Below are 12835 nucleotides of genomic sequence, written 5' to 3'. Positions count from 1 at the left end.
GCGCATGGCCCGGTCTTTGTCGACCGCCTTATGCCTCGTGATAAGACGCCGAGAGCTCATGAACAGCTTCGATGAAGGCACCTGCATGCGCAGGGTCTACCTCCGGCGTGATTCCGTGCCCCAGATTGAAAACATGCCCGGAGCCTTTACCGTAGCGAGCCAGAATCCGCGCCACCTCTGAACGGATCGCGTCAGGCTTGGCATACAGTACCGCCGGGTCCATATTGCCTTGTAGCGCCACCTTGTCACCTACACGGCTACGGGCATCGCCAATGTCGCATGTCCAATCCAGTCCCAATGCGTCTGCGCCAGAGGCCGCCATGCTCTCCAACCAAAGACCGCCATTCTTGGTAAACAGGATGACAGGAATCTTGCGGCCTTCACGCTCACGAATCAGGCCATCAACAATCCTGCGCATGTAGGCGAGAGAAAACTCCTGATAAGCCGCCGAAGACAGATTGCCTCCCCATGTATCAAAGATCTGTACCGCCTGGGCACCTGCCTGAATCTGACCATTCAGATAGGCGGTTACCGAGCGGGCCAGTTTATCGAGCAGGTTGTGCATGGCATGCGGATTGTCATAAAGCATCGCCTTGCTACGACGAAAGTCCTTGGATGAGCCTCCCTCGACCATGTAAGTCGCCAACGTCCAAGGGCTTCCCGAGAATCCGATCAGAGGTACACGCCCATTGAGCTCACGGCGAATGGTACGGACCGCATTCATGACATAGCCCAGATCCGCTTCCGGATCCGGTATTGGCAAGGCCTCGATATCCGCAGCGGACTCAATACGCTTTTTGAAGCGGGGCCCCTCACCTGTCTCGAAATAGAGGCCTAATCCCATGGCGTCCGGGATGGTCAGAATGTCTGAAAAGAGGATGGCGGCATCCAGCGGATAACGCTCGAGCGGCTGCAGTGTGACTTCGCAGGCCAACTCAGGATTCATGCACAGACTCATGAAGTCACCGGCACGGCCACGCGTAGCGCGATACTCCGGGAGATAACGACCGGCCTGCCGCATCATCCAGACGGGCGTCACATCAACGGGTTGCTTGAGCAAGGCACGGAGAAAACGGTCGTTCTTCAAAGCAGTCATGGAAAATATCCGTCAAGAAAGTACTGTCATTTTCTCAGACACAAAAATAAAAGGCACGGAGAGATCCGTGCCTTTTATCTATCGAGCCCTTAACCGCTTTGCCCTTGAACTGCAAAGCAGCTTATGGCTGGTGCTTCAAACGCCCAGGTAATCCAGGATACCTTCAGCTGCAGTACGACCTTCGAATACTGCAGTCACCACCAGATCCGAACCTCGCACCATATCGCCGCCCGCAAAAATCTTGGGGTTGCTGGTTTGATGCTTGAACTGACCGACAGAGGGAGCGACTACACGGCCCTGATTATCCATTGCAATCGCATGTTGCTCGAACCACTCTGCGGGGCTTGGGCGGAAACCGAAAGCGATGACTACCGCATCTGCCGGCAGGATCTCTTCGGATCCCGGAATCGGTTCAGGGCTGCGACGGCCCCGGGCATCCGGCTCGCCCAGACGCGTTTCGACAACCTTAACGCCTTCCACCTTGTCTTCACCAATGATCGCAATCGGCTGGCGATTGAAGAGGAACTTAACGCCCTCCTCCTTGGCATTCTTCACCTCACGACGCGAGCCCGGCATGTTCTCGGCATCGCGACGGTAAGCACAGGTTACGCTCTTGGCACCCTGGCGAATCGAGGTGCGGTTGCAATCCATCGCGGTATCACCGCCGCCCAGAACCACAACGCGCTTGCCTTTCATATCGACAAACTCGTCAGCAGACCTCTCGAAGCCCAGGTTACGGTTGACATTAGCCACCAGAAAATCCAGGGCATCGTGCACACCTGGCAAATCTTCGCCAGGGAAACCGCCTTTCATATAGGTATAAGTTCCCATCCCCATGAAGAGCGCATCGTATTCCTCAAGCAGCTGCTCCACTGTGATGTCCTTGCCTATCTCGGTATTGAGGCGGAACTCTATCCCCATACCGGTAAAGACCTCGCGGCGGCGCGCCATCACGCTTTTCTCAAGCTTGAACTCGGGAATGCCAAACGTTACCAGACCGCCAATTTCCGGATTCTTATCGAACACAACAGGCGTAACGCCGTTGCGGACGAGAATATCGGCGCAGCCAAGACCCGCAGGACCTGCACCAATGATGGCAACCCGCTTGCCGGTTGGCACTACCTTGGACATATCCGGCCGCCAACCCATGGCAAAAGCGGTATCAGCGATATATTTCTCTACCGAACCGATGGTAACGGCACCGAAACCATCGTTCAGGGTGCATGCGCCCTCACACAAGCGGTCCTGCGGACACACACGACCACAAACTTCGGGCAGCGTATTGGTCTGATGGACCAGCTCGGCTGCAGCCAGGATATTGCCTTCCGAAACCAGCTTCAGCCAGTTTGGTATGTAGTTGTGAACCGGGCACTTCCACTCGCAGTAAGGGTTGCCGCATCCCAGGCAGCGGTGCGCCTGCTCAGATGCCTGCTGCGGCTTAAACGGATCGTAAATCTCAACGAATTCTTTCTTGCGCTGACGCAGGAGTTTCTTCTTCGGGTCCTTGCGGACGACCTCTATGAACTGGAAGTCGTTATTCAGACGTTCAGCCATTACCTAAACCTCATCACGGCAGCGTTCATGTCTCGCTGCTGCAGGAAAACTCACGGTCGCAACCAGCGCCTGACAAAGTGTCAGGCGCTGGTTGCCTATAGCATTACTGCGGATTTGCCCGAGTAGTGGATAGCAGTGAGGCCAGGCTGGCAGCCTTGGGCTTCACCAACCAGAACTTGCGGAAATAATCATCCAGGTTTTCGAGCAGATAGTGTCCCCACTCACTGCCCGTTTCCTCGGCGTACTCGGTCAGCACGCGGCTCAGGTGACTGCGATAAGCCTCCATGGCCTCGTTGCTGATACGCTGAATTTCCACGAGTTCATGGTTAACACGGTCAACAAAGCTGTTATCCATGTCCAGCACGTAGGCGAAGCCGCCTGTCATACCGGAGCCGAAGTTGTAACCCGTCTTGCCCAGAACGCAGATGAAGCCACCGGTCATATATTCGCAGCAGTGATCACCGGTTCCCTCGACGACCGCATGGGCACCAGAGTTACGAACACCAAATCGCTCGCCCGCGGTACCCGCCGCAAACAGTTTGCCACCCGTGGCACCGTACAAGCAGGTGTTACCAATGATGGCCGACTCCTGACTCTTGAAGGCGCTACCCTTGGGCGGAGTGATGACCAGCTTGCCGCCTGTCATACCCTTGCCCACATAATCGTTGGCGTCACCCTCAAGATAGAGGTTCAGGCCACCGGCATTCCATACGCCAAAGCTCTGCCCTGCCGTTCCTGTAAAGCGGAACGTGATAGGCGCCGACGTCATACCCTGGTTGCCATGCTGACGAGCAATCTCACCGGATACACGTGCGCCAATGGAGCGGTCACAGTTGCTTACCTTCAGACTGAACTCACCGCCCGTCTTACCTTCGATAGCTGACTGGGCCAGGCGGACCATTTCCTCAGCCAGGAGACCCTGGTCAAATGGCGGGTTCTTCTCAACAAGGCAGTGCTGGGGCTTGTCTGCCGGAATATGGTCGCTACCCAGAAGTGGCGTCAGATCAAGGTTGTGCTGCTTGGCCGTTTCGCCAGGCAGGATCTCTAACAGATCGGTACGGCCGATCAACTCACCCAAGCTTCTTACACCCAGGCGCGCCAGCCACTCGCGTGTTTCTTCTGCCACAAAGGTGAAGAAGTTGGTCACCATCTCAACGGTACCGATGAAATGGTTCTTGCGCAGCTTATCGTTCTGGGTCGCCACGCCGGTAGCGCAGTTGTTCAGGTGACAGATACGCAGGTACTTACAACCCAATGCAATCATCGGCGCGGTACCAAAGCCAAAGCTTTCTGCACCTAGAATCGCCGCCTTGATCACGTCAAGGCCGGTTTTGAGACCGCCATCGGTCTGTACGCGAACCTTTCCACGCAGGTCGTTGCCACGCAATGTCTGATGCGCCTCGGCCAGTCCCAACTCCCAAGGACTGCCCGCGTACTTGATAGATGTCACTGGTGATGCACCTGTACCACCGTCATAGCCGGAGATGGTAATCAGATCGGCATAAGCCTTAGCGACACCGGCCGCTACCGTACCAACGCCAGGCTCCGATACCAGTTTAACGGACACCAGCGCCTTTGGATTGACCTGTTTGAGATCAAAGATCAGCTGGGCCAAGTCTTCAATCGAGTAGATATCGTGATGGGGTGGTGGGGAGATCAGAGTGACGCCCGGTACGGCATAGCGCAACTGAGCGATCAGGCCATTCACCTTCCCGCCCGGCAGCTGCCCGCCTTCGCCCGGCTTGGCGCCCTGGGCCACCTTGATTTGCAGGACTTCAGCATTGACCAGGTATTCTGGCGTCACACCGAAACGTCCTGTGGCTACCTGCTTAATCTTGGAGCTTTTCAGCGTGCCGTAACGCGCCGGGTCTTCACCGCCCTCACCCGAGTTAGAGCGGCCGCCCAAGCGGTTCATTGCCTCGGCCAGTGCCTCATGCGCCTCTGGAGACAGGGCACCGAGCGAGATACCGGCGGCATCGAAACGCTTGAAAATGCTTTCCAGCGGCTCGACTTCTTCAAGCGCCAGCGGCGTGTCGCTGACCTTAACCTTGAGCAGGTCACGAATCATGGCTACGGGACGCTGATCAACCAGGGCGGAATACTCACGGAACCGTGCATAGTCGCCTTGCTGAACAGCTGCCTGGAGCAGATTGACAACATCCGGGTTATACGCGTGATACTCACCACCGTAGACATACTTCAGCAGGCCGCCCTGCTGGATCGGCTTACGGTTGCTCCAGGCTTCGTTTGCCAGCAGCTTCTGCTCGACTTCGATGTCGGCAAAGCGGGCGCCCTGTATGCGGCTGGTAACGCCCGGAAAGCATAGATCCGTCACCTCGCTGGACAAACCAACCGCCTCAAACAACTGGGCGCCACGGTAGGAAGCCACAGTGGAAATACCCATCTTGGACAGGATTTTCAGCAGCCCTTTGGTAATTCCCTTGCGGTAGTACTTGAAGACCTCATAAAGATCACCCAGGACTTCGCCCGTACGGATCAGGTCACCCAATACCTCATAGGCCAGGAAGGGATAAACCGCTGTCGCGCCAAAACCAATCAGCACCGCAAAGTGATGAGGATCGCGGGCAGTTGCGGTTTCAACCAGGATGTTGCAGTCGGTGCGCAGTCCGGTATGCACCAGGCGGTGATGAACAGCACCTACTGCCAGGGACGCATGCACAGGCAGCTTGCCCGGCTCGATTGCACGGTCCGACAGTACAATCAAAACTTTTCCTGCACGAACCGCTTCCTCGGCCTGATCGGCAATATTTCGTACCGCCGCTTCCAGCCCCACGCTTTCATCATAGTTGAGATCAATGACGAAACGATCAAACCCGGGACGCTCTAGCGTCATCAGGGTACGCCACTTGGCGGGCGATATAACCGGCGAACTCAGGATTGCGCGGTTGGCATGTTCGGCCGTCTCCTCGAACACGTTGCGCTCGGCACCTAGACAAGTCTCGAGCGACATGACAATGGCTTCACGCAGCGGGTCGATAGGCGGGTTGGTCACCTGCGCAAACTGCTGACGGAAGTAGTCATAGTTCGAACGGATACGCTTGGACAGCACGGCCATCGGTGTATCGTCACCCATGGAACCGACGGCTTCCTGCCCCTGCTCGGCCAATGGACGCAGCACCTGATCGCGTTCTTCGAACGTGACCTGGAACATTTTCATGTACTGACGCAGACGATCCGAATCGTAAAAAGGCGATCCATGATCCTTATCGTCCAATGTAGCCTGAATACGCAGGGCATTCTTGCGCAGCCACTGCTTGTAAGGATGGCGTGATTTCAGACGGTTATCGATATCATCTGCCTCAAGCACCTGTCCGGTTTCGGTATCGACCGCAAGGATCTGACCCGGACCGACACGCCCCTTGGCAATCACGTCACTGGGTTCGTAATCCCAGACACCCACTTCCGAGGCCAGGGTGATATAGCCATTCTTGGTTGTTACCCAGCGGGCAGGACGCAAGCCGTTGCGATCAAGCAGGCAGACGGCATAGCGCCCATCTGTCAATACAACTCCAGCCGGACCATCCCATGGCTCCATGTGCATGGAGTTGAATTCATAGAATGCGCGAAGCCCTGAGTCCATCGTTTCGACGTTCTGCCAGGCTGGCGGAATGATCATGCGCACGGCACGGAACAGGTCCATTCCGCCGGTCACCAGCAATTCGAGCATGTTATCCATGCTTGAGGAGTCGGACCCTACGGTATTGACCAAATCACCCAGGCTATCCAGGTCAGGAAGCAGCTCATTGACGAACTTGGTACGCCGCGCTCGGGCCCAGTTACGGTTGCCCGTGATGGTATTGATCTCACCATTATGCGCCAGATAGCGGAATGGCTGCGCCAACGGCCACTTGGGCAGCGTGTTGGTCGAAAAGCGCTGATGGAACACGCAAATGGCAGTCTGCAAACGTTCATCGCCGAGGTCCGGGAAAAACGCAGCCAGATCTGCTGGCATCATCAAGCCTTTATAGATGATGACCTTACTGGACAAACTGCAGACATAATGCTCCGCATCGTTCTTGTTCAATACTGAAGAACGGCGGCGGGATGTGAATAACTTTACGGCGAACTGCTGATCATCGAGACCTTCACCGCTAATGAATACCTGCTCGATCTTAGGTAGGCGCTCAAGCGCCAAAGGTCCTAATACAGAGGTATCCACGGGAACCTTGCGCCACCCGACCACGGTAAGGCCAGCAGCAGCAAATTCGGAATTCATGTGGTTTCTGGCCACATCGGCCTTTTGGTCGTCCTGATTGAGGAAAACCATGCCAACGGCGTATTGGGCGGGTAGCTCAACGCCGAATGTTTCTAAAGCGACAGCGCGAAGGAACGCGTCGGGCTTTTGTATCAACAGACCGCAACCGTCGCCGGTTTTGCCGTCTGCATTGATACCGCCGCGATGCGTCATGCAGGTCAGGGCCTCGATGGCCGTTTGCAGCAAATGGTGACTCGCCTGGCCCTGCATATGGGCAATCAGGCCGAAGCCGCAGTTATCCTTGAACGTTTCAGGATTGTACAGGCCTGCTTTCATGGGAACTCTCACCGGCAATCTATTTCTAGTCAATCCACTTGTCACTGCCAGGCGCTTGGGCACGCTACTTTTACGGCAGGCAAAGGGATGACATTGTATACCGGATATCAGAACAAGACAAAGTTTTTGTCGCGATCCTGAATCTTAGAGTCCTAAAAATGAAATACGCCCATGTCGCAAAATGATATATGCAACATGGGCGCTGTCTAAAGAATTATCGCGTTGAAGCGATATCCTGCTGGATGCTGGCAAACGTGCGAGGCCATGGCTTGGCCGACTGAACCTTGGCAGGCAATTGTTTCACAGCTGCCTCAGCTGCCGCACGGTTAGCGAAACTACCATAGGTCACAACATAAAGCGCCTTACCTTGGTACTGCTTTTTGAAATAACGATAATTGGCGCTATCGCTTTGCTGCTGAATAAAGGCTTGCGCACTGCTTTCAGAGCTGGTTCCTAACACCTGAAGCGCATAGTGCGTTCCACCCTGAGTGCTGTACCAGCCACCGCCATTGCCCTGAGCTGTCTTGGGTGTTTCCTGAGCTGCAGACTTTGCCGGCGCAGGCTTGGGCTCAACCTTGACTTCAGGCTTGACCGGCGCAGAAGCAACCTGTCTGGGTGTTGTATGTACAGGCTCGGCTGGAGCAGGCGTTGCGGCCGGCGCCAGGGGACGCGTTGGAGCCGTTACACTGACAGGCGCCTGGGCAGAAGGCATCTCAGCTGGCGTTGAGGAAAAATCGTCTTCGCCAGACTGAATAGAGCCGCTCACGCCATTGCCTTCAGACTCCTCCTGCCCTGCTGCCTGAGCCAGCGGCTCACGGATGACGGGCTGAGCCTCACCGACCAAAGGCAACGGCAAAGGCTGGGAAGAACCATCGAACTTAATTGCCGTTCCCGACTTGCCATCCCCTTGGGATTGTTCGGTCCCGTCAGTCGAGGCCATCTTGGGCGATGAATCATTACCCTTCATGAGCAACGCCGCCAAGACACCGACAGCGATGACTGCCACAATGATCAGGTGCTTGCGAGGCAGGTTAGCCAATAGCTGTTGACCACCCTTGAATTTGCTACCACCACCGCCACGCTGACTCAGCATGCCGCTGATCAACACGTCTCGCGCAGCTTCGTTGATCTCCCCCGGCCATCCACCGGAGGTCTGGTGAATGGTCTCGATCTGCTCTGGCGTAAAAATATCAATACTTTGGCCAGCACCTTCCAGGCGCTGCGCCAGATACCCTTGAGTTTCCTCTTCGGTATAAGGCAAAAGCTCGATGGCGTGGTAGCGCTCCTCGCCTTGCGCAAGGCTTTCCAGCTTACCTGTCAGCTCGGCGTCCCCAAACAGGAATACATGAGGGCGATTCTTCTCATCACCTTCTGCCAATGCCAACAGGGCTTCCAGTGCGTCATCATCCAACTCATGGGCATCGTCGACCAGAAAATAGACTTCCTGGCCAGTCAATGTCACTTGACCAACCTGAGATAGCACCGCTTCGATGCTCGCTTGAGGCGTGCCCAATCCCTGACTTAACTTGCGCAATAGTGTGTTCTTGTCCTGCACCTCACGTGCCGACACGACAACATTATGGACCGCATCCTTTTTGGTACTGGCAACAAGCGCCTGTCTCAGCAAGGTTTTCCCGCTTCCGGCAGGCCCTGTTACCGCAAGCAGAAGATGGCTATAGCGAGCAAGATGATGTAGCTGCCCGAGAACCGTTTTGCGCTGGGCAGGATAAAACTTGAATCCTGGCACGCGTGGCGCAAAAGGATCGTGAGTAAATTCGTAATGGCCGAGGAAGGCCTCGTCGGCATGCAGACTGGACATAAGACTTCTTTCAATCTCCGAGCTGTTCCGCCAAAGCCTGATAATCGGCACTTAGCGTCTGCTTGAGGGTGTCATAAGGGAAATCACTGGTTACCACGGCCTCGCCCAACCGCTTGAGCAGCACAAGGCGTAACTGGCCATCCAGAACCTTTTTATCAACCGCCATGTATTTCATGAAATCGTCAGGCGACATGCTAGCAGGAGGAACGACAGGAAGCCCCGCACGCTTGAATAACCGTAGGGCTCGAATCTGATCATCACGGCTCAGCCAACCCAGACGACAAGACATTTCCAGCGCCATCGCCGTACCGGCAGCAACCGCCTCACCATGCAGCCATGAGCCATACCCCTGGTGCGCCTCGATTGCATGCCCAAACGTATGCCCCAAGTTCAGCGTGGCTCGAATGCCGGACTCCCGCTCATCCGCGCCAACCACATCAGCCTTCGCTGCACAGGAGCGCTCTATAGCCTCGCTCAGCCTGGATTGATCCAGCAAGCGTAATTGATCGATGCTTTCTTCCAGCCATACCAGGAAAGGCTCATCGCAGATCAAGCCATACTTGATGACTTCAGCAAGCCCAGCTGACAGCTCACGTTCAGGTAACGTAACAAGGCTGGAGGTATCGATCACTACAGCCTTAGGTTGATAGAACGCGCCTACCATGTTCTTGCCAAGCGGATGATTGATTCCGGTTTTACCCCCCACGGAGGAATCAACCTGTGACAACAGAGTGGTTGGAACCTGAATGAAATCAACGCCCCGTTGATAACATGCAGCTGCAAACCCTGCCATGTCACCGATCACACCCCCGCCCAGGGCAATGATAGTGGTGGCACGGTCATGTTTGTCCTCAAGCAAGGCATTAAAGATTTTTTGTAGAACTTCCCATGTTTTATAGCGCTCTCCATCAGGCAGCACGACAGCGGTTACTTCTTTACCCTGCAGTGTGGCTTTGAGCTTTTCCAAATAAAGAGGCGCTACCGTCTCGTTGGTAACGACGGCGACCTTTCGGCCTTTTATGTAAGGCAGAATGTACTGCTGCTGGGACAGCACGTCCTGACCTATGAAGATGGGATAACTACGCTCGCCCAAATTGACGTTTAGTGTTCGCATAAATCCCCCCAATGAAAGGCCGCTAGGATAACGCAGAACGCCAGAGCCTTTAACGAGGGATGAGTGCTTTTAAACGCTCAAGTATTTGCTGAACGACCAGTCGAGGGGGCCGCTCGTCCGTTTCTATGATGGTGGCCGCTATCTCACGGTAGAGCGGATCGCGAACAGCCATCAGATTACGCAAGACCTGTGCAGGATCGGGCGTCTGCAAAAGGGGGCGGTTCCGATCACGGGCCGTTCTTTCGATCTGCTGCTCGACGGAGGCATGTAAATAGATCACATGCCCGCTTGCTTTCAGGATGCGCCTGTTATCTTCATGCAGTACCGAGCCGCCTCCGGTAGCAAGCACCAGCCCTGATGATTTACAAAGGTCCTCCAGAACCAGGCGTTCCCGCTCACGAAAGCCCTGCTCCCCCTCAACATCAAAAATCCAGGGAATATTAGCTCCGGTCCGCTGCTCGATTTCTCTGTCAGCGTCTTTGAACGGGAGATGGAGCTCTTTAGCGAGCAGGCGTCCGATGGTGCTTTTACCAGCACCCATCGGACCCACGAGAAACACATTCAGCACTTCAATCAACGACCAACGGCAATAGCTTGGTTGTTCATGATACGCGGAGTGAGGAAGACAAGCAGCTCTACTTTTTCATCCGTAACCGAGTCGCGTCTAAATAGGCGACCGACATAGGGAACATCGCCCAATAAAGGTACTTTACTCGTCGACTTGCTTTGAGTATTCGAGAAAACGCCCCCGATTACGATAGTTTCACCATCAGCCACTAGTACTTTGGCATTCACCTCGTTTTTTGAAATAGGCGGAGCGCCATTATCCAGGCGATTCTGATAGTCAGGTGCATCCTTATTCACCTTAACTTCCATGATAATTCGATTATCAGGCGTGATCTGAGGCGTTACCTCTAACGAAAGCGCCGCTTCCTTAAAGGAGGTACTTGTTGCACCGCTCGAACTGGCCTCCTGATAAGGAATCTCGGTACCACGCAAGATTTTTGCTGTTTCTTTATCAGACGTTACTACCTTTGGTTGAGAGACTATCTCACCATTACCAGTAGCCTCCATGGCAGACAACTGAAGATCCAAAGTAGTACTGCCCGTCAAGAACCCGATCCCAATACCGGACGTTGCACTACCTACACCCAAATCTACAAAAGGTGAAGACGTCCCAGTAGTAGAGCCAGCGCCTCCACTGATAGTAAAGTTGCCATTGCCAGACCGAGAACCTGACCAGTTAACACCTAGCTGTTTGTTGTAGTTGACGTTTGCCTCAACGATCCTCGCCTCGATCATCACCTGACGAACCGGAATATCGAGCTGAGAGACAATTCGTCTTAGCTCATCCAGGCGATCTTGGGTCTGGTAAGCAATGATGCTATTGGTTCGATCATCGACAGTGATAGAGCCACGCTCGCTTTGTCCGGCATCAGCCTTAGTAACCGACTGGAACAGCTTGGCCATATCGGCAGCCTTGGCGTAATTAACCTGGATCAGCTCTCTGCGTAGCGGCGCCAGCTCCTGAATCTGCTTTTGTGACTCCAATTCCTGGCGCTCACGCGCCGCAATCTCATCCGCTGGCGCAATCAACAGCACGTTGCCTATTTGTCGCTTGTCGAGTCCCTTGGTTTTCAGAACAAGGTCAAGCGCTTGATCCCACGGCACGTTCTGCAGGCGCAGCGTGATGTTGCCTTGTACAGTGTCACTGGCCACCAGGTTCAAACCGGTGAAGTCAGCAATTAACTGAAGGACCGAGCGAACATCGATATCTTGGAAATTCAAAGACAATTTTTCACCGGTATAGGTGAAACGCTCAGCGGCACGCTGTTCCTTTTCCTTGGCAGTCAGTGGCTTGACGCTAATGGTCAGCTTGTTATCTGTCTGGTAGGCCAGATAGTCATATACGCCTGTAGGCTCAATTGTAATGACCGTGTCACCAGCCTGACTTGAGGCGTTTACAAACTGTACTGGCGTAGCAAAGTCTTTGACGTCAAGCCGAACACGTAGAGCATCAGGGAGCTGCGTCTTGCCGAAGTTAAGACGAATCTTTCCACCCTGCTCCTGTATGTCAGGGCTGATACCTGTTTCTGAAAGGTCAATGATAACGTTACCTTCTCCGTCATCACCTCGCTTGAAGTCGATATTCCTGATGGCTTTCCCAGCCAATCTCGGCACGCTGGAAAAGACACGGCCGGCAGGGTTGGTTGCAGGCGCTGGGGCTTGCGCAGCACCGGAGCGCGGCAAGGATGGTGCCGGGACAGAAGCACTAGTCGTGCGAGCAGCCTGGTCGCCGCCAATGACAACGAACAGGTCGTTACCCTGAACGCGGGTCGAGTAAGGCGCCAATGCAGTCAGATTCACGATAAGACGCGTGCGGTCACCCGCCTCGACTACGGTAACGCTTCTGGCATTCCCCGATCCCAACTCCTTGTTGCGAACGCCTAGCTTGTTATTAACGCCAGGCAGATCCAAAGCGATGCGCGCAGGTTGCTCAATGGTATAGCCCTTGGGGGCTGTTACTGGCTGATCGAACGATAGTTTGAGTTCGACTCTGTCGCCCGGCAAAGAGGCCACGTTCAAGGCCTTGAGATCTGCCGCCAGCAGCAAAGAGGGACAGATTCCGCTCAAGAGTATGGCCAGCGTGAGGGCGCTCTTCCCTGAGACCCTTTGTAGAATAGTTTTGTGCAACATCAT

At 54.8% G+C, this 12835-nt stretch carries 7 protein-coding genes; all 7 read right to left on the bottom strand.

Going from position 1 to position 12835, the window contains the following annotated elements:
- Window positions 1-28: 28 nt before the first annotated feature.
- The 7 genes from hemE to pilQ all read right to left on the bottom strand — a co-directional run bounded on the left by hemE (window position 29) and on the right by pilQ (window position 12835).
- On the bottom strand, window positions 29-1096 hold the full coding sequence (gene hemE, locus B3729_RS15480) for a uroporphyrinogen decarboxylase (protein WP_286788308.1): 1068 nt from the start codon (window positions 1094-1096) through the stop codon (window positions 29-31).
- A gap of 135 nt (window positions 1097-1231) precedes the next feature.
- Window positions 1232-2650, bottom strand: coding sequence for an FAD-dependent oxidoreductase (locus B3729_RS15475; RefSeq protein ID WP_286788307.1), 1419 nt, complete (start codon window positions 2648-2650; stop codon window positions 1232-1234).
- A 103-nt stretch (window positions 2651-2753) separates the two neighbouring features.
- Entirely contained in the window at window positions 2754-7202 is a 4449-nt protein-coding gene (gene gltB, locus B3729_RS15470) for a glutamate synthase large subunit (RefSeq protein ID WP_122043466.1), read from the bottom strand.
- 214 nt (window positions 7203-7416) lie between these two features.
- Window positions 7417-9021: an SPOR domain-containing protein gene (locus B3729_RS15465; RefSeq protein WP_286788306.1), complete on the bottom strand. Its 1605-nt coding sequence runs from the start codon at window positions 9019-9021 to the stop codon at window positions 7417-7419.
- Between the two features lie 10 nt (window positions 9022-9031).
- Entirely contained in the window at window positions 9032-10135 is a 1104-nt protein-coding gene (gene aroB / locus B3729_RS15460) for a 3-dehydroquinate synthase (protein ID WP_286788305.1), read from the bottom strand.
- A gap of 49 nt (window positions 10136-10184) precedes the next feature.
- On the bottom strand, window positions 10185-10703 hold the full coding sequence (gene aroK / locus B3729_RS15455; protein WP_037030744.1) for a shikimate kinase AroK: 519 nt from the start codon (window positions 10701-10703) through the stop codon (window positions 10185-10187).
- 5 nt (window positions 10704-10708) lie between these two features.
- Window positions 10709-12835 carry a type IV pilus secretin PilQ gene (pilQ, locus tag B3729_RS15450; protein ID WP_010797034.1) on the bottom strand — a complete coding sequence of 709 codons (2127 nt, stop codon included), beginning with the start codon at window positions 12833-12835 and terminating at the stop codon, window positions 10709-10711.

The organism is Pseudomonas sp. UBA3149 (assembly GCF_002364655.1).
In the GTDB taxonomy this organism is placed as follows: Bacteria; Pseudomonadota; Gammaproteobacteria; order Pseudomonadales; family Pseudomonadaceae; genus Chryseomonas; species Chryseomonas luteola.
Note: the sequence above shows the minus strand (reverse complement) of the source record. Positions and strands in the feature narration are given on the sequence as shown.